Source organism: Kribbella hippodromi, assembly GCF_039531045.1.
GTDB classification, from domain to species: domain Bacteria; phylum Actinomycetota; class Actinomycetes; order Propionibacteriales; family Kribbellaceae; genus Kribbella; species Kribbella hippodromi.
Genome location: NZ_BAAAPH010000035.1, coordinates 12,957 through 31,568 on the forward strand (window position 1 = coordinate 12,957; position 18,612 = coordinate 31,568).

13 protein-coding genes are annotated in these 18,612 nt (G+C 66.4%); 12 read left to right on the forward strand and 1 reads right to left on the reverse strand.

Features of this window, described 5'->3' with window-relative positions; genetic code table 11:
- Positions 1-87 precede the first annotated feature (87 nt).
- The 4 genes from ABD260_RS35300 (at position 88) to ABD260_RS35315 (ending at position 5,263) form a co-directional block, all read left to right on the forward strand.
- Positions 88-2,337 carry a transglycosylase domain-containing protein gene (locus tag ABD260_RS35300; RefSeq protein WP_344240938.1) on the forward strand — a complete coding sequence of 750 codons (2,250 nt, stop codon included), beginning with the start codon at positions 88-90 and terminating at the stop codon, positions 2,335-2,337.
- Between the two features lie 89 nt (positions 2,338-2,426).
- Positions 2,427-3,641 (forward strand): mannosyltransferase family protein, encoded by a 1,215-nt coding sequence (locus ABD260_RS35305; RefSeq protein ID WP_344240940.1) that lies wholly within the window; start codon positions 2,427-2,429, stop codon positions 3,639-3,641.
- A 297-nt stretch (positions 3,642-3,938) separates the two neighbouring features.
- Positions 3,939-4,460, forward strand: a complete 522-nt coding sequence (locus ABD260_RS35310; protein WP_344240942.1) for a SigE family RNA polymerase sigma factor — start codon at positions 3,939-3,941, stop codon at positions 4,458-4,460.
- A complete protein-coding gene (locus tag ABD260_RS35315; protein ID WP_344240944.1) occupies positions 4,457-5,263 on the forward strand; it encodes a hypothetical protein in 807 nt (268 codons plus the stop codon). The genes ABD260_RS35310 and ABD260_RS35315 overlap by 4 nt, the downstream gene beginning before the upstream one ends.
- Positions 5,264-5,281: 18 nt before the next feature.
- Here ABD260_RS35315 and ABD260_RS35320 read toward each other — a convergent pair whose 3' ends face one another.
- Positions 5,282-9,232 (reverse strand): GH92 family glycosyl hydrolase, encoded by a 3,951-nt coding sequence (locus tag ABD260_RS35320; protein ID WP_344240946.1) that lies wholly within the window; start codon positions 9,230-9,232, stop codon positions 5,282-5,284.
- A gap of 498 nt (positions 9,233-9,730) precedes the next feature.
- Between ABD260_RS35320 and ABD260_RS35325 the strand changes: the two genes are divergently transcribed.
- From ABD260_RS35325 to ABD260_RS35360, 8 genes are all read left to right on the forward strand, one after another.
- Entirely contained in the window at positions 9,731-10,354 is a 624-nt protein-coding gene (locus ABD260_RS35325; RefSeq protein WP_344240948.1) for a hypothetical protein, read from the forward strand.
- Positions 10,347-12,158, forward strand: a complete 1,812-nt coding sequence (locus ABD260_RS35330; RefSeq protein WP_344240950.1) for a hypothetical protein — start codon at positions 10,347-10,349, stop codon at positions 12,156-12,158. The genes ABD260_RS35325 and ABD260_RS35330 overlap by 8 nt, the downstream gene beginning before the upstream one ends.
- A complete protein-coding gene (locus ABD260_RS35335) occupies positions 12,155-14,845 on the forward strand; it encodes an ATP-binding protein (RefSeq protein WP_344240952.1) in 2,691 nt (896 codons plus the stop codon). The genes ABD260_RS35330 and ABD260_RS35335 overlap by 4 nt, the downstream gene beginning before the upstream one ends.
- Positions 14,846-15,267: 422 nt before the next feature.
- The gene (locus tag ABD260_RS35340) at positions 15,268-16,215 is read left to right on the forward strand and encodes a hypothetical protein (RefSeq protein ID WP_344240954.1); all 948 of its coding nucleotides are present in this window, start codon (positions 15,268-15,270) and stop codon (positions 16,213-16,215) included.
- Positions 16,208-16,465 (forward strand): hypothetical protein, encoded by a 258-nt coding sequence (locus ABD260_RS35345; RefSeq protein WP_344240956.1) that lies wholly within the window; start codon positions 16,208-16,210, stop codon positions 16,463-16,465. The genes ABD260_RS35340 and ABD260_RS35345 overlap by 8 nt, the downstream gene beginning before the upstream one ends.
- Positions 16,458-17,429 (forward strand): HD domain-containing protein, encoded by a 972-nt coding sequence (locus ABD260_RS35350; RefSeq protein WP_344240958.1) that lies wholly within the window; start codon positions 16,458-16,460, stop codon positions 17,427-17,429. Before ABD260_RS35345 ends, ABD260_RS35350 begins: the two co-directional genes overlap by 8 nt.
- A 172-nt stretch (positions 17,430-17,601) precedes the next feature.
- Complete coding sequence (locus ABD260_RS35355) at positions 17,602-18,177, forward strand: hypothetical protein (RefSeq protein ID WP_344240960.1); 576 nt, start codon at positions 17,602-17,604, stop codon at positions 18,175-18,177.
- Positions 18,178-18,431: 254 nt separating this feature from the next.
- Positions 18,432-18,608: a hypothetical protein gene (locus tag ABD260_RS35360; RefSeq protein WP_344240962.1), complete on the forward strand. Its 177-nt coding sequence runs from the start codon at positions 18,432-18,434 to the stop codon at positions 18,606-18,608.
- Positions 18,609-18,612: the final 4 nt, after the last annotated feature.

Sequence of the window (18,612 nt, forward strand, 5' to 3'; positions counted from 1 at the left end):
TAGCATCCGGAGCGGATTCGGGCCTGTTACCACACCCACCGTAGTCTGTGGGGCAATGACTCCCGCGAGATCGTCGAGGATTGCACTGTGAGTGAAGCTCGTAGGAAGGCCGCCAAGCCTTCGCGCCGGAAGAAGCACTGGGCGCTGAGGTTGCTTGGCTGGCTGGCCGCGCTCATGTTCCTCGGCATCATCGGCGCGGTCGCGGCGTTCTTCATCATGTACCAGACGACGAAGATCCCGGACATCAACAAAGAGTTCACCACGAACACCACCACGGTGACGTACGCGGACCAGCGCAACCCGCTGGGATCGTTCTACGAGCAGAACCGGAACACGGTGCCGCTGTCGCAGATCCCGAAGCGGGTCCAGGACGCGGTGATCGCGGCCGAGGACCGGACCTTCTGGACCAACCCCGGCATCTCCCCGTCCGGCATGGTCCGGGCCGCGGTGAACATCGCCCGCGGGCAGCAGTTGCAGGGTGGTTCGACGATCACCCAGCAGTACGTCAAGATCATGTACCTGACGCAGGAACGGACGGTCGGCCGGAAGCTCAAGGAACTGTTCATCGCCACCAAGCTCGGGCGATCGCAGGACAAGAACAAGACCCTCGAGGGCTACCTCAACACCATCTACTTCGGTGAAGGCGCGTACGGCATCTCCGCCGCCGGCGACGCGTACTTCGGCGTCAAGGACCCGAACAAGCTGTCCGTTCAGCAGGCGGCGCTGCTCGCGACCGTACTGAACAACCCGTCCCTGTTCGACGTCAACGACCCCGACCCGCGCACCAAGAAGCGGATCATCGACCGCTACCACTACGTCCTCGACGGCATGCAGCAGATGGGCACCATCACCGCGGCCCAGCGGGCGCAGTACGGCAAGAGCCTGCCGAGCCTCAAGGACATGAAGAAGAAGAGCAGCCGCTACGCCGGCTCCAAGGGCTTCTTGCTGGACATGGCGCGCAAGGAGCTGCTGCAGCGCGGGTTCACCGAGGACCAGATCAGCGGCGGCGGCCTCAAGGTCACCACCACGTTCAACTACGGCCAGCAGAACAAGATGCTCGTCGCGGCACAGAACGAGCTGCCGAAGAAGCGGGACAAGCTGCATGTCGGAATGGCTGCCGTCCAGCCGGGCAGTGGCCAGCTGCTGGCGATGTACGGCGGGCCGGACTTCCTGAAGAGCCAGCTGAACTGGGCGACGACCAAGGCCCGACCGGGTTCGTCGTTCAAACCGTTCGCGCTCGCGGCCGCACTCGAGGACAAGAAGTCGATCTGGGACACCTTCCAGGGCGACAGTCCGATCGTGATCCAGGGCCTGAAGCTGAACAACGAGTTCAACCAGGACTACGGCGACGTGACTCTGCTGAAGGCCACCGAGCAGTCGATCAACACCGCCTTCTACGACCTGGTCGACAAACAGATGGACGACGGCCCGAACAAGCTGGTCGACGTGGCCGAGGCGGTCGGAATCCCGAAGACGAAGGCCCTGGAGGCGGGCCGGCACAACCCGTCGACGGTGCTGGGCCCGGACCCGTACGCGTCGGCGGTCGACATGGCGTCGGCGTACGCCACCTTCGCCGCCGACGGCAAGCACGTGCCGGTGCACGTGATCAAAGAGGTGCGCGGGCCGGACGGCAAGGTGCTGTTCTCGGACGCGAGCCTGATCAACAAGGCCGTCCAGGTGATTCCGGTCGAGACCGCCCAGATGGTGAACTACGTCCTCCAGGACGTGGTCCAGAAGGGCACCGGTACTGGTGCCAAGGACCTGGACCGCGCAGTGGCCGGCAAGACCGGTACGGCGGGTGGCGTCGCGGTCGAAGACCGGGCGAAGAACAAGGCCTGCGGTGGCTGTAAGGACGGCTCCGCGACGCTGACCTCGTGGTGGACCGGATACACGCCGCAGCTGTCCACCTCGGTCGTGTACCGGGCCGGCAACACCGGTGAGAGCAACCTGGACGACTACACGAACGAAAAGGCGTTCTTCGGTGGCACCTGGCCGCTGAAGACCTGGCTGGCGTACATGAAGGGCGCCCTCGAGGGAGTGCCGGAAGCGAGCTTCGCGGAGCCGACTGACGAAGAGCTCTCGAACGGCAGCCCGACACCGACCTACACGCCGCCGACGACCACGCCTACGAACACGCCGACGACCACGCCGCCGCCGAATACACCGGCGAGCACGCCGCCGCCGAACACACCGACCAGCACGCCGCCGCCGGAGAAGCCGACGCCGAGCAAGCCGACCAAGACCAGGCCCACGAAGACGCCGGAGTTCCCGACCTTGCCGACCGGCGGTCCGTCGACACCCCCCGAAACCCCGCAGCAACCCGCCGGCGGGCAGTAGCGCCGCTCGCCCGGGTCCGGCCCCTGGTACCCGGATGGGAGACGATAGGGGCGTGACTCGGGCGGACTTTGGCGTGCGGCGGTGCTGTCGTGTTTGAGCGCGCGGCTGCTGATCAGCCGGATGCTGAGCCGACGCGGCCCGGGAAGGGACGGGCTCGGCGGGCTCGGGTTGACGCGAGCTGGTGGCGCCGGTGGTTGCCGGGTACGCAGGCGCGGGAGGTGCTTGGGTGGTGGCTGGTCACGCGCCTCGCGCTGTTCGTACTGTCGGTGTCCGCGCCGCTGCTGCTCAACCGGGGCAATGACTACCCGGACGTCTGGCGCGCCTGGCTGCAGTGGGACGTCTGGCACCTGAAGGCGGTCGCCGAGTTCGGCTACAACCACGGTGAGCCGTCCGGGGCGCCGTTGGCGGCGTTCTTCCCAGGGTTCCCGTTGCTGATGCGGCTGGTCAGCTACACCGGCATCGGGTACGTGGCCGCGGGCATCGTGGTGTCAGCAGCGGCCAGTGCGGTAGCGGGCGTGTACTTGGCGCGCTTGGCGCAGTACGAGTTCCCGGAGCTCAAAGACCTCGGCCCGAACGCAGCGGTGCTCTGGTACGGCGCCCCGGTCGGAGTGTTCCTGGCAGCTGGGTACACGGAGGCGCTGTTCTGTGCATTCGCCTTCCCGGCCTGGCTGGCGGCGCGGCAGGGGCGCTGGGCGCGGGCGGCGGTTTTCGTCGCACTGGCGTCGACAGTACGGGTGTCAGGACTGTTCTTGATCTTCGCACTGCTCGTGGAGTTCATGACGTCGAAGAAGCGGGACTGGTTGTCGCTGCCCTGGCTGGCGCTGCCCGCGGTACCGATGCTCGGCTTCATGGCGTACCTGAAGCAGGTACACGGCTCCTGGTTCGCCTGGCAGGAGGCGCAGGAGAAGGGGTGGGCGCGGCAGTTCACCTGGCCGTGGACCTCGATCAAGCACACTGTGGAAGCAGCGACCAAGGGGCACTTCCCAGCGGACCACACCGACTGGACCTGGATGTTCCGGGCCGAGCTGGTCGCGCTGTTCATCGGGCTGGCGCTCCTGGTCTGGCTGTTCTGGCGCAGGTCCTGGGGCGAGGCCGCATGGGTCGCGGCGACCATCGGCGCGTTCTGCACCTCGTTCTGGATCTACTCACTCACCCGCGCCACGCTGCTCTGGTGGCCGCTGTGGATCGGTCTGGCTGTCCTGGCCAGGCGGAAACCGTGGCTTGGCCGCCTCTACCTGGCGATAGCGATCCCACTGGCCGCGCTCTGGGCAGCCGGCCTCTTCACCGGCCGCTGGTCCGGCTGAGAAACCGCTCAGCTGTCCGGCATGTGGACAGTTTGGGGTGGAGGCAACCCCTGGGAGAGTTCGCGCGTCGTTAGGGATGAAGGGGTGGCAGTCCGGGCGGGGACCGCCACCCCTCACAGACTCCGGCGGAACCTTTCAGGGGCAGGCTCCGCCGGGTGACCACCGAGGGCGGCGATCGCGACGCCGCCCTCGTCATGTCCGCACCGAAACATCCGCGGCAAAAGTAACCATGCAACCTCCGGCCGGGCTCACCCAGTAGTTCCAGGGTGGGAGATCACCGACCAGGGAGGGTAAACCGTGAGCGACAGGGACGCGGACTACCTCGAGTACGTGACCGCGCACCGGGGCCGGATGCTGCGTACGGCGCGACTGCTCGCGTCCGGCGACGCGCATTGGGCGGAGGACCTGGTTCAGGTCGCGCTGACCAAGCTGTACGTGCACTGGGCGAAGGTGCGGCGTGAGGACGGCCCGGCCCGGTACGCGGACCGGATTCTGGTGAACGCCTTCCTCGACGAGCGCCGCCGGATGTGGCGGCACCGGGAGTCGGCCACCGAGCGGCTGCACGACGCCGAGCCGCAACCCGGCCAGGACCAGGCTGAGCGGCTGACCGTCCTGAGTGCGCTCGCAAAGCTCCCTCGCCGGCAGCACGCGGTCGTCGTACTGCGCTATTTCCGCGATCTGGACGTCCAGACCACCGCCGAGCTGATGGGCTGCTCGGAAGGCACGGTCAAGTCGCAGACGTCGCGGGCCCTCGCGACGATGCGCGATCTCCTGCATGAGCCCCTCGAAACCTCGGAAGGCATGGAGAGCATGCGATGACCGATCTCAAGCAACTCCTGGACGACGCCGCCGGCCCCGAGCCCGCCGCCTCCACCGATGACCTCACCGCGGACCTGGCCCGCGGCCACCGGGCGGTACGCCGCCGCCGGATCGCCAGTATCACCGGGGGTGCGCTGGCGACCGCGCTGGTGGTCGGAGTGGGCTGGTCAGTGCTCCCCGCGGCCACGACAAGCAGCCCGGCCCCAGCGGTCAAACCCACCGTGACGCCGACGACCAGCGCGAAAGCACCGAAGGCCAGCACGAAGGTACCGACAACGAACGCGAAGGGTGCTCCAGAGCACCCCGTCCCGCCCAGCCAGAAGGAGGACCCGCGCCCTCCTGCGCCCCTGCCGGCCACGCCGGTGCCACTGGTCGTGAACAGGAGTCCGTTCCCCGGGCCGATCACCTGTGACCTGATCCCCCAGGGCTGGGCGGTACGGATCAAAGGCAACGCACAGGAGCTCTACGATCCGAACCTGAAGAATCCGATGAGGTACCGCGCCCTGACCTCCACACTGCTCCTGCAGGCCGCGGAGCTGATGCCGCGCCCCGGCGGTGGCCGCATCGACCGGGTCCCGAACGTACCGTGGGCTCAGGTGGCCATGAAGAGGGCCGGCAAGAACCCCGCTGCCGTCTTCCACATCAACGACAGCAGCGGCAACAACCTCCCGTCGCAAGCGGAGGTCTACGAACAACAAGGCGCAACCAATCGGCTGGTCATCGTCAGCAACTACGCCCTGCCGCTGGGATGGATTGCCTATCCGACGCTGCTGCAGTTCGCCGATTCCTGCCACTACAAGTGACAGGAACCGGCGGAACCATCAGCCGTAGTTGCGGTCGATGGACTGCGAGGGAGTCGGGCTCGGCTTGGTCTGGGCGACGCGCTTGTCGCTCGGATGCGTGCCGGGCTCGACGCCCTTCAGCGTGCCGAGCAGCTCGAGCTCAGCCAGCGTGACGCCGTCAGCCGCCCCAGCGAACACCAGCCGGTACTGGGTGTACGCCTTCGGTGCGGCGACGCTGAAGGACCGGGTGTACGACGCCCACGCCCACGTCTCGTTGGTACGCCGATCCACCGTGCTCCACGTCGTACCGTCGTTCGAACCCTCCAAAGTCCAGGCCGACGGCGCTGTACCGGTCGCACCGCTGGTCAGCGTGTACATGCCGACCGGACGCCCCTGTGGCAGAGCGACCGTGACGGTCGGCTGCTCTCCGGTCAGCGTGACCTGTGTCTTCGCGTCATTGTCGATCAGCTTGGAGACGTCCGCACCGCCGGCGCCGATGACCGCACCGGTGTCGGAGGTGGAGTCCCGCCAGGTCGTGGGGTCCTGACCTGGCGTGGTGATCGACGGCGGCGCGTCGTTGCGGCCGGTACCCCACTTGGTCGGCTGGTCGGTCATCTCGAACTCGATCTTGCCGCCGTTCGCGATCAGGTCGTGCGGCAGTGAGGTGGACGTCCACGCCCGCCCGTTCACTCGTACGCCCTTCACATAGATGTTCTTCGCGGAGTTCTTCGGCGCACTGATCACCAGCTTCTTCCCGCCGGCCAGCCGGACAGTCGCCTTGGTGAAGAGCGGCGAGCCGATCGCGTACGCCGGTGATCCGACCTGCAACGGGTAGAAGCCGAGTGCGCTGAACAAGTACCAGGCCGACATCTCGCCGTTGTCCTCGTCACCCGGGTACCCCTGGCCGATCTCCGAACCGGTGTACAGCCGGGACAGCACCTCGCGGACCTTCTCCTGCGTCTTCCATGGCTGTCCAGCCACGTCGTACATGTAGGCGATGTGGTGCGACGGCTGGTTGCTGTGCCCGTACTGACCCATCCGGACGTCACGCGCCTCGAGCATCTCGTGGATCGTGCCGCCGTACCCACCGGTGTGCGTGGCGTCCTCGGGCGTACTGAAGAACTCGTCCAGCTTCTTCGCCAGCCCGTCCCGTCCGCCGTAGATCGCGGCCAGTCCGGCGCCGTCCTGCGGGGTCGAGAACGCCATGTTCCACGCGTTCGTCTCGGTGTAGTCGTGGCCCCAGTCGCGCGGGTCGAACGTCGTCGGGGAGTTGCCCCAGACGCCGTCTGGGCCCTTGCCCTGGAAGAACCCGATCGCCGGGTCGAACAGCGTGACGTAGTTGCGCGCCCGGTTGAGGAAGTACTTGTAGTTGTCCAGGTACTCCTGTTTGCGCGGGTCGTTCTTCTTCGCCTTGTCGTACAGCGCCTTCGACAGGTTCGCGATGCCGAAGTCGTTGATGTACCCGTCCATCGACCAGCTGAAGCCCTCACCAGTCGTGTTGGCGGTGTAACCGTTGAACGTGGACAGGTCCATGCCCTTCCGGCCGACGTTCTGCGACGGGGGTACGACGGACGCGTTCTTCACCGCCGCGTCGTACATCGCCTGCACGTCGATGCCCTTGATGCCCTTCAAATAGGCATCCGCGAAAGCGACATCGGACGACGTACCGACCATCAGGTTCGCGTACCCCGGTGAGGACCAGCGGGAGATCCAGCCGCCGTCCTTGTACTGCTGGACGAACCCGTTCACCAGCGCGGCCGCATCGTCCTGGGAGAACAGCGAGTACGCCGGCCACACCGTCCGGTACGTGTCCCAGAAGCCGTTGTTCACGTACGTCTGCCCGGCAACGATCTTCGAGCCGGTCGTGGTCGGCGTGTCCGCACCCACCTTCGGGGAGGTCGGCGACGCGTACGTGATCACCGGCTTCTGCGCGGTGCCGGTGTTCTCGGAGCCGTTGTTCGGGTAGAGGAACAGCCGGTAGAGGTTGGAGTACAACGACGTCAGCTGGTCGGCCGTGGCGCCTTCGACCTCGATCGTACGGAGCTTCTTGTCCCACTGCTCTTGCGCGGCATCCTTGACCTTGCCGAACTTCGAGCCCGCGGGCAGTTCCAGCTCCAGGTTCTTGCGGGCTTGCGCGGTGCCGATCAGCGAGGTGGCGATGCGCAGTTGCACCTGGGTCGTCTTGGCGCCGAAGCTGAAGTAGCCGCCGACGTTCGCGCCGCCGCCGTCGGACAGTTTGCCGGAGGCAACTACTTTCTGGTCCACCACGCCGTACACGAACAGCCGGCCGGCGCCTGTGGACAACCCGCTCTTGACGTCCGAATAGCCGGTGACGACGCCGGTCTCCGGGTCGAGCGTCAGGCCGCCGTTGTTGTTGACGTTGTCGAAGACCAGCGACGCCTGGCCGGCCGGGAAGCTGAAGCGCAGCATCGCGGCGTGGTCGGTCGGCGCGATCTCGGCCGCGTTGCCGTTGTCGAACGTGACGCCGTAGTAGTACGGCCGGGCGATCTCGTTGTCATGACTGAACGACCAGGCGCGGGCCTTGCGATCTGCGGTCGGCGTGGCCGCCGTGGACGGCATCACCTGGAAGGTTTGCCGGTCACCCATCCACGGGCTCGGCTCGTGGCTGATCGACAGCGCCTGCATGGCCGGCCGGTTGGCTTCGTTGTTGCCCTTGGCATAGTCGTACAGCCAGGACGTCGAGCCGGCGTTCGTCACCGGGGTCCAGAAGTTGAACCCGTGCGGTACGGCGGTCGCCGGGAAGTTGTTGCCGCGCGAGAAACCGCCGGTCGCGTTCGTCCCGCGAGTGGTCAGCGCGAGGTCCGACGGATGCTTGGCGGCGGTCTTCTGGGCGGCGCGGTCCGGGTTGATCGCGGCGGCGATCCGGATGTCGTCGAGCCAGCCACGGAAGTCGGCCGGCCCGGACGGCTTGTCGTACCCGACCAGGATCCGCTTGATCGTCTTGCCGGCCGCGACCTTGCCGAGGTCGGCCTCGACGTTGTTCCACTGGTTCGTGTACAGCGCCTTCGAATCGCCCTGGCCGCGTGGACTGAGCTCGAAACCGTGGTGGTCCTTGGCCTTCAGATCACTCAGGTACGTGCCGTCGTCGAACGCGAGGTCGAGCGCGGCGTACGTACTCGGGTAGCTGAGATCACCTTCGACGTGCTCGGGGAAGATCTTGTACGACAGCCGGGTGTCCTTGCCGACCTTGAGGTCGACGTCGGAGATCTTGTTCCAGGTGTACCCGCGGCCGGCCGCGTCCTGGTGACCGGCGTACCGGAACGACTTCACGCCGGTGAAACCGACACGGGCGCGGGCGTTGTACGCGCTGGTCGGACCGGAGTCCAGGCGCGATTCGGCAACCGGTCCGGGTGGTGGGAGCGGGGCGCCGTTCGACAGGTACCAGTCGGCGAGCTGGACGATGTTCTCGCCGTGGTTCAGCGTGATGTCCAGCTTGTAGTAGGTGTACGCCGCCGTGTTGGCGAAGCTGTACTCCTTGGTCTGAAACCGCTGCTCGAAGTTCTGACCGGTCTGGGTGTCGAGCGTGGTCCAGGTGGTGCCGTCGTTCGAACCGGAGACGGTCCAGTTCTTCGGGTCGCGGCCGTCGGCGTCGTTCGCCGAGGTGAGCGCGTACTTCTTGATCACCACCGGCGCGGACGTCTGGTACGTCAGCCATCCGGTCGGCTGGAAAACCAGCCATTTGGTGAACTTGTCACCGTCGGCCGCGTTGCTGGCGATCTCACCACCACCGGTGTTCTCGCCGTTCGCGGTCACCTTCGTGACCTTGTCCATCTCGCTGCCACCGATCCCGGTCGGCGTCGGGCCACGCACGCCGTCGGCGCGCGGCTTCCCGTCCGCCCCGGTCTCGACGGCATCGGTGTACCCCGGCTGCGGCTGGCCGGGCTCGAACGAGGTGTAGTACGACGAACCGTTCACGACTTCCTGCGCCACACTCTGCGCGGAGCCCGGGACGGCATTGGCTGGCGTCATGGCAGTAGACATTGTCACAACAAGCCCGAGCGACACGACGAGCCCTAGCGTCCCGTACCGCCGATTCCTCGGCGCTGGCGGCGCCCAGGCACGCACCTCGCGGCGCCGGAGAAGCTTCCACGATGAAAACCACATCGAGGAAGCTTCTCCGGCTTGCGATGCACGCACCTGGACACCGCCATCGCTCGAGCAATCGGCGGTACGGGACGCTTGTGGGCGGTGGAGATCCATCTACACGCTCCTTGCACATCCGGCCGGTGGCCCCGGTCCACCGGTGTGGGTGCGCGGCCCCGATGACAAGGTTGTCAGCCCACGCCCGGCCGGAATCGTCTCCCGACCATCACTCCCGGTCAAGACTTCGTCGCACTCGGTCCCCGCAACGGCAGCGAGTTTTCCACAAGTGGCAACGCGATCCGGCTGCGGTCGGCACAGTCGGTAACTACAGTTACCTTGCGCGGCTTGTTCTGGCCGGCGAACCGACGGTTTCTGGAGGGCAGTGTGGCTGTGGACAGGGCCAAGCTCGTCCGCCGGCAGCACACGCACCTCCTGCTGCCGCATGCCGCGCTGGACGATCCGCAGCGCGCCCTGTTCGAGGCAGCGGTCCGGCCGGCCGGATGGGTCCGGGACTCGGCCGACACCTCGTCCATCGCCCTGCAGTGGCGCCGTGGTCAGGCCACGCTGCGACTGCAGACGCTCGGCTGGTTTCCACTTCTCGTGACTGTCGGAGCGATCGGCGGCGCCACCTCCGTACACAGAGATGCCACTGCTCGCCTGACCGCTGCCGTGCTGTCCAGCGGTGGGAAGAGCCTCACTGACCAACAGCTGGTCGACTACCTGCCGCAGTCTCAGCAGCGGTGGCAGCGGGCTCTGCTGGAGCGCCAGCGGCTGGCACAGGCGGAGCGGCTGCTGCAGGCCCGTCGCTGTACTGCATGCGGCGCCTGGTCCGACCTGTCAACCACACACTGCGCCGGGTGCCACCGGCGGTTCACCTCTGCTGACGACGCAGAGCGGGACGCCGGCGTCGACCGTGCCGCTACAACAATCAGCGAAGCAGAGGCTGTCCTGGCGGAGCTGGCGCGCGGGGTAGTACTCGAAAAGCTGAGCGGTGTACGGCATGGCTGAGCGACTCGCGACTCGTGAGACTGAGCAATGGGGCTGGGAGTACCGCGGCCGGGAGGTCGTGGTTGTCGAGCAGGGCGAACCACCGGTGCCAGCCGTACCGCCGCCATCGAGTCTCGCCACGCTTGAGCGCAAACGGGCGAGCGTAACCCGGGTTAGTACGGCTCTGGTCTGGGCGACGGCTGCTGGGGTCGTAGTCACAGTTGTTGTCGGCATCGTCGTACAGCCGTTGGTAGCGCTGGTACCTGCTGTGCTGACGGCAGGACTCGCCTGGTGGCGGTGGGGACGGCCGGAGCTGCTGCGACGGTCTGCTGTTGCGGAGCACCAGCGCTGGCTGGCGGAGTGCATCGACACGATGTCTGGCTTCGAACAGGACGTGCAGGCCTGGGAGCAGCAGCTGAACGCCCGGGAGCAGTCCAAGGCGGCAGCAGTCGCTTCTGCCCGTCTGTGGGTTCCGGTTGGCCCGGCGACGAAGGAGCGTGTCGACCTGTACGGCGGTACGCCCGCTGGGTGGCGTGCGGCCGTACTGGCGATGGGCAGCTCGCTGATGAGTGCCGGCGGACGTCTGACTGTTCTGGACCTGACTCAGGACTCGGTCGCAGAGCCACTGCATCGGCTCGCCGCGGAGCACGGTGCGCCGATTCGGGCATCACTGGTTCCGGACGAGGGCAAGTCCCTGAACCTGCTCGCGGACCTCAGCACGGAGGAGATCGGGGTTGTCGTCGCGGAGGGGCTGCGGGCGGCGGAGCCGGAGCAGTCGGAGTCGCGTGGGGTGGATGCGACTCTGGTGCAACAGGTCGCGGAGTGTCTGACCGACGGGCCGATCACGTTCGCGCGCCTGCAGTTGGCCTTCCAGGTGCTGCAGCGGCAGCTCACGCCAGAGCAACGCGGGGAGTTGTCGCGGGCGGAGTACGCGACGCTGGCCGATCTGCTGAGCGAGTCGGCCCGCCGGTCGGCTGAGCCGCGGCTGTTCCGGCTGGCCGCCGGAGTGAAGCGGTTGGCGTCGGTGAGCGGCGACACCGTGATGGACGACGCTGACATCTCGCTGCGGGTTGTTCAGTTGTCGCATCGCGAGTCCGAGCTGACGGCGTCGCTGCTGAGGCAGGTGCTGTTCCAGATCACGATGGTTCGCATCCAGCGCGGGCAGTTGTCCGGGCGGGGCGAGCGGATCGTACTGATCGCCGGTGCTGATGCGCTGGCGCGACCGGAGCTCGAGCGGTTCGACAGCATCTGCCGCCGGAACGGGCTGCGGCTCGTGCTGCTGTTCGCACATCTGCGGGACAGCGCGGTGGAGCTGCTGGGCGGCGGTGATGCTGTCCTGTTCATGCGGCTCGGCAACGCGAAGGAGGCCGAGCAGGCGGCAACGTTCATCGGCCGGCAGCATCGGCTGGTTGCGAGTCAGTTCACCTACTCGCACGGGACGAACACGTCGACGTCCAGCTCGGACAGTACGACCCGGGGGAACAGTGCGTCGACGAGCGATTCGGTTGGCGTACAGACCTCAGACAGCCGGCAGGCGACGTTCGGCTTGTTGTTCAGCCGGCGGCATCGATCCGGGTCGAAGAGCAGCGGGGAGCAGTACTCGTCCAGTACGACAGGCGGCACGTCCTGGTCGGAGTCGACTTCTAGCTCGGTGTCGGACGGGACCACGGAAAGTACGTCGATCGGGTATCAGCGTACGTACGAGTACTCCGTTGAACCGACCGTACTGCAGGGGTTGTCGCCGACTGCGTTCGTCATGGTCGATCCGCTGGATCCGGCCAGTCCGCGGCTCGGGGACTGCGATCCGCGGTTGGGTGCGCTGTGATTCCGCGGCTGCGGATCGTCGAGGTGCCGCTGGCCGGTGGACCGGACGCGGATGCGGCGCAGCGGTTGGCGGCGCTGCGGCGCGGGTTGTTGCCGGCGTTGGCGTTGCAGGCGGCGGGTGAGGAGGAGTTCAGTTGCTGCTGGACGCGTACGGTCGCCGGCGGGCCGGTCGAGGTACGGGTCGCGCAATGCCCTTTGGGTACACGAGTTGTCGAGGCTGATGCGGCCGACTTTCCGGTGTGGGTGGGGGTCGATGGTGTACATGATGTGCTGAGCGCGCTTCCTGAGGCGGATGTGGAGCCGGTTGGCACGCTGGAGGATCTTGTCGAGGCGCTGCCGTTGGAGCCGTTCGCCTGGGTCGTCCGGGCGGTGCCGGTGCGTGGGACCGAGCGGGTCGAGTTGCTGGACGATCTGCATTTGCGGATGACCATGGGGTTGGACCGCGAGAAGGTTTCGGGGCGGGAAGCGCTTGAACTGGAACGCAATCGTGCGCGGTACCGCGACTTCGCGGCAGCCCAGGGCGGGCTGTGGACAGTACAGATCGCGGTGGGCGCCGAAACCGAGAAGATGGCCAGGCTGACCGCTCGCACCCTTGCCGGAAGCGCCGACCTGCACACGACGCCGTACACGTTGACTGCGCTCGATGCGACCGGGGTTGGGGCGGCGGGTTTTGTGGCTGTGGGGGACTTGCTGGCGGCGGTGGGGAGGCCTCCGGTGCGGGAGATCCCCGGCGTGCGCGTGGTCGAGCAGGTGCGTTTCGACCTGACGCCGGAGACGCCGCCGGACGGGATTCCGCTCGGTGAGGTCATCGACGCCGCCGGTCGCCCGGTCGGCCCGATGACCGTCTCGCTCGACACGCTGAACCGGCACACGTTCGTCGCCGGCGCCACCGGTTCCGGCAAGTCACAAACGATCCGCCACTTACTCGAAGGCCTCACGGCGGCATCCGTACCTTGGCTGGTGATCGAGCCCGCGAAGGCCGAGTACGCCGCAATGGCCGGCCGCCTCGGCTCCGACTCGTCCGTTGCGGTGATCCGGCTGGGCGACCCCGACGCCGTACCCCTGAGCCTCAACCCGCTCGAACCCGAAGCCGGCTTCCCGCTGCAAACCCACCTGGACCTGGTCCGCGCGCTCTTCCTCGCCGCCTTCGAGGCACACGAACCTTTTCCACAGGTACTCAGCCAGGCCTTGACCCGGTGCTACACCTCGTACGGCTGGGACCTCGCCCTCAGCCAGGGCGCCACCGAGTACCCAACCCTCGCCGACCTCCAGAAGACCGCCCGCGCGGTCGTCGACGACATCGGGTACGGCGCGGAGCTGGCCGCCGACGTACGCGGGTTCGTGGACGTACGGCTGACCTCACTGCTCCTCGGCACCCCCGGCCGCTTCCTCGGCGGCGGCCATCCGCTCGACGTCGCGGACCTGCTCAGCCGCAACGTCGTACTGGAACTCGAAGACGTCGGCGACGACCAGGACAAAGCCTTCTGCATGGGCGTCGTCCTGATCCGCCTGATCGAACACCTCCGCCTCCGCCACGCCGCCGCCCCCGCCACCGGCCTGCGCCACGTCACCGTCGTCGAGGAAGCCCACCGCTTGCTCAAGGCAACCACCGACGGCACCGCCGGCCACGCGGTCGAGATGTTCGCCGGCCTGCTCGCCGAAATCCGCGCCTATGGCGAAGGCATCGTCGTCGCCGAACAGATCCCCGCCAAGATCATCCCCGACGTGGTCAAGAACTCCGCCCTCAAGATCCTGCACCGCCTCCCCGCCGCCGACGACCGCGAAACCGTCGGCGCCACCATGAACCTCGACACCCCCCAATCCCGAGCCACCGTCACCTTCCCACCCGGCCAAGCCGCCACCTTCACCGACGGCATGGACCACCCCATCCGCCTCCAAGTCCCTTACAACCAGTCCCACGAACGCCGCGCCGCTTCACCACCCACAGTCGCGACCACCAGGCGACGCACCCCCGCCTGCGGCCCGAGCTGCCACCTCAGACCATGCACAATCCGCGAAATCGCGACCGCAATCGGGCTGCTGGACGAGAACCCCAAGCTCACAGTTTGGGTTGAGCTGCTGACGGTTGCTCATGTTGCAGGTTTGCGACGCCCGGTGCCGATCAGCCGGTCGGTGCTCTCACCTGAGCTACCCGACCGCCTCAGGGAGTGTGTCGTTGCCGAGGCCATCACCCGAGCTGTCGCCGGCCGGGCGGACCTGATCCGCAACGACTACGAACCAGCTTCACTGGCCGCTCATCTGGCCGCCATCCTGCAGCCAGGGCGAGCGGGAATGTGTACTGCCGAAACCGAGCCACAGTGGCAAGCCGGCCGCTACCGCTTCGCTGATGTGGCCCAAGAGCTGCACCAATGGGATGGTCCACAGGACCAGCCGCATCCGCTGACAGCAACCTGGCGCGCTCGCGGCCTCGACCTCACCGGCCACTCAATCAGCGCACAACTGGAGAGCTACCTCGCTCGCCCTGGCCGGCGACTCCCAGCCGGCCCCATGCTCTGGGGAGGTGGGCACCTCGCCAACGCAATCGACCAACTCTCGACAGGCCCCAGCCAGTCGGACCGACTGATCGACGCCGCATCCTTCCTCCACGTTCCGTCCGACTGGCACCACTTCACTTTCCACCTGGCCGCCACCACCGACTCCGCCAACCTGACAGCCGGCACCGCATGACCGAACTGACTCCGCGGCACCAGGACGAGCCTGCCAAGCCGGAAACTCAAGCTCCACTTGAACTAAGCGAACCGGCGCCAGACAAAGAACGTGCGACACCGGCTGACTCTGACGACACGACTGCGCGCCTGCAGTACATGCCCAAGCTGGATCGTGTGGAAGCCGCTGAGCCTCGGTCGCCAACCGAGGCTCGCCCGATCCCAGCGTCCCTATCGCATCGGGAGCCGGAAACCGAAGCCATCGCCGTACCTGTCGAGCGGCCGGCTGATTCTCGCTCGCAGACACCACCTCCTGATGAGGCAGTGCAGAAACCAAGAGAGGAGCCAGACTCCGAAAGGGCAGCTGCCCGGCCCGTCGATGTGGACAGCGGCGGTACAGGCGCTGCTCAAGCAACGACCGACGTAGGGGCCGACGATCGTGCGGTGGCAATCCGGGAAGTGCGCGAGGCACTGAATGAACGTCATCCCGACGTCGCAGGTGTGGTCACCCGGCTCGTCGACGACAAGGACCACCCACTCGACGTGGTGGAACGCCTGCGTGACCCCGAGCGGCGTTCGACCGCGATCGCAACCCTCCGTGAGCTTGCGGACGAGCGAACGCTCGAAAGTCAGGGTCTCGAGGAGTTCCGCGCGGAACATCCTGGCCGTGGTCCACTCTTCAGGCCGGTGCCGTATGAGCTGAATAATCATGACGACGGCCGGTCTCGTAAGGCGGCGTATGTCGCCGACTGCAAGGCGAGTGAGCCGGCGCGAGTGGTCGGCCCGCAGCCATCGGACGACGAACGCGAGCTCGTATCGGACTACGCCCGCCGATTGTCGGACGATGTGATGCCGCAGGTGTGGCTCGAGGTCGGTGCCCTGTCGAGGGGCGTCGAAGGCATCAGGAGTATCCGAGCCAAAGACGCCGACGGCCTGCACGACAAGGTCGCACGCATGGCTGGGGGAGCCGGCGAGCGCGAGGCGCGACCCGAGTATCAGGTGGGGGATGTGATCGATGCTGTCGGAGCGCGGATCACTGTGTCGGACACGGAGCGGCTCGAGCAACTGCTGTCCGACATCAAGGACCGGTTTGGAGTGGGGGACGGTGGACGGATCCTGGAGCTGGAGAACATGTACGCCAGCCCGAAAGCGCACAATCCGTCGTACCGCACCGTCCCTCTCATCGTTGCGGTCGAGGTTGACCGCAGGCCGTACACGTTCGAACTGCAGCTGTGCACCTGGCGATCCTCGATTGCGTCCGACCTCGAGCACAACACTGTCTACAAACCCTACATCCGCCCGGCTCAGGCGGAACAGGAGAAGGTTCGCCGTATGCAGGCGGAGGCAGCCGCGCTGGATCAGAACGAAACAAGGAGAAGATGGCATGGATGAGCCTGACAACCTGTGGGTCGGCCTTGGGTATGTGCAGGTTGACGGCGACCTCAAGGCAGCGTTCATTGTCGACGCACGCCGCTATGCGGATGCCGGCGCCGCTCGTGAAGTGATCAGGGACGCGGGTGCTGAACTGCGCCGCCGTGGTATCGCCGGGCAGTTCGAGATGCGCGAGATCCGAGCTGATCAACCACTGCCGTTCGATTTGCCGACCTGGGACGAGTACTTGAGTCAGCAGCTCGATGACTAGTCCGGGCCAGTCGCGTGTTTTCGCCGGATGGGAGAACTGGAAGGCTGCCGAGACCGAGCTGCTCGGGTGGCTCCGACAAGACGTCGTCGGCGAGTTGCAGACCGCGTTTGAAGCCGCGAAGGTCTGGCACGAGGGGCAGACCCGTCCAGCTGGAGAGCCGTACTGGCAGCACTTGTTGCAGGTGCTGCAAGTGCTGACAGTGGCTCTTGAAGTGACGGACGTCGACCTGCTGCGGGCGGGTGTGCTGCACGACGTGGTGGAGGACACTGACGGGACCGCGGCCGACGTGGAGAGGCGGTTCGGAAGGCGAACGGCGGAGTTGGTTGCCGCGGTCACCATTCCTGAAGTACGGAACGGCGAATCAAAAGACTCCGTAAGGGCCGTCTATCTTGCGCATCTCGCGATGGCGTCTCGTGACGTCCTGACATTGAAGCTGTCGGATCGGTACAGCAATGTGCAGCGGTTGCACACGCACCCGCGGGTCGCGAAGCAGCGTTCGTACTATGCCGAGACGGTTGAGCATTTCGTTCCACTTGCGGCTGTCCATCCGCGGTTGGAGGAGTTGTTCGCGCGATGGGCGCAGGCGTATTCGTACCTCACGGGACGGGTGGACACCGCCTCAAAAGTCGACAAGCTGGCCGCAGCGATGCACAGCGAGCAGGTCGGCAAGAGCGGGCGCCGGTATGTGAATCGTGTGCGTGGTGTGGCGTCGATTGCGCGGGAGAACGGCGCGAGTGAAGACCAAGTGATGGCTGCTCTGCTGCACGACTCCGTCGCCGACGGCTCGTGCACGCTGACGCAGCTCAGAGATCTCGGCGTGCCGGAGCCGGTCGTGGAGATGGTGGACGCTCTGTCACATCGCGACGGCGAGAGCCAGGACCAGTACCTCGCACGATTGGCCGACACTCCCGACGCAATCCTCGTCAGACACGCTGTCGAACTCCTCGGTCGGTCCGGCCGGTAACGCGCAGGCTCAGGCAGGCGCACGCTCTCCGGAGCGGCAGGCGTCCCAGTCGGACTTGCGCGCAGCCATGCGTCAGGATGACAGCGCGGCCGGCCTGCGCTACCTGTCGCAGGCCGGAGAACATGCCTCCGAACAGCCCGCTGCCGACGTCCCGAGGGTCGAGCCGCAGGTCATGATCGTTGGCGACGACATCGCCGCTCTGAGGCCGACGGATTCGGACGTGCTTCCCTTCGAGCAGCCCGAAGCGGAGACGGCAGGTAGTCGGTGGCTTCGACCAGAATCGGACGCCGAGCCGGTCGGCGAGGAGACGACAAATCCAAGGGACTCAGAGGTCCCGGACCAGCCGCCAGCAGGAAGGGTCGAGGATTCCACAGCCCTTCCGGACGATGACGCAGCGGATCACAGGGCGGTTCAGGTACGGGATACTGCCGGTCAGAGCACGCCTCTCACTCTCGACCGCCTGAGTCGGAAGCTGAGCGGTCGGTCCACGGGGGCGGCACAACAGACGATCGGCGCGCAGTCGACGAACAGAATGCCGGTCCAGAGCGTGTACGCCTCGATCGACCAAGGCGACAGGCACGGTCACATTCGCCATGGCGCGATGGGTACCGACGAGTTGTACGTACGCCGTGTCGCCTTCAATGAGGATCCGGCACAGACCGACCCGCAGCAGAGATCCGGTGGGATCGATGGCCTGAAGCCCGACAAGGACCACTACCTGTGGTCGGGACTCCACCAGAATCCATGATGCGACCGCCTTCGCGGCTGCTTATGTCTATTGTTCGGATTTTGCGTTGAAAGACTGGCCGGAATCGAAGAAGCCACGGAAGCAATGGCTGCAGGCGAGAGACTCCGGCAGCGATCTCACCCTTCTGCCACAACCTCAGGTCGAACCGATTCCGACCTTCGAGGGCGGCAGCATCAAGGTCGTGTTCGGCGGGAGCGCCGAGTCCAGGCGATACGAAATCAAGACGATCTCTGCACAGGTATATCGCACAGATTGTGGCGGTCTTCAGGCAGGAACTTGTCCGTCTCGTCCAAGGAGACCGCGAAGGTCTGCATCCGGAGGCTCTGGACACCGCCACCGACTACGACGACTGGGAAACCGATGACGAGTTCCTGGTTTGGTTGTGGGGTGCGTTGTATCCGGGGGAGGCGGTGCCGGTCAAGGGGCCGTAGATCG

Bases quoted from the DNA above. Each gene is read 5' to 3' on its own strand.
- ABD260_RS35355 (WP_344240960.1), top strand. From the start codon at position 17,602: ATGATCGTTGGCGACGACATCGCCGCTCTGAGGCCGACGGATTCGGAC.
- ABD260_RS35315 (WP_344240944.1), top strand. From the start codon at position 4,457: ATGACCGATCTCAAGCAACTCCTGGACGACGCCGCCGGCCCCGAGCCC.
- ABD260_RS35330 (WP_344240950.1), top strand. From the start codon at position 10,347: ATGGCTGAGCGACTCGCGACTCGTGAGACTGAGCAATGGGGCTGGGAG.
- ABD260_RS35320 (WP_344240946.1), bottom strand. From the start codon at position 9,232: ATGACGCCAGCCAATGCCGTCCCGGGCTCCGCGCAGAGTGTGGCGCAG.
- ABD260_RS35350 (WP_344240958.1), top strand. From the start codon at position 16,458: ATGACTAGTCCGGGCCAGTCGCGTGTTTTCGCCGGATGGGAGAACTGG.
- ABD260_RS35345 (WP_344240956.1), top strand. From the start codon at position 16,208: ATGGATGAGCCTGACAACCTGTGGGTCGGCCTTGGGTATGTGCAGGTT.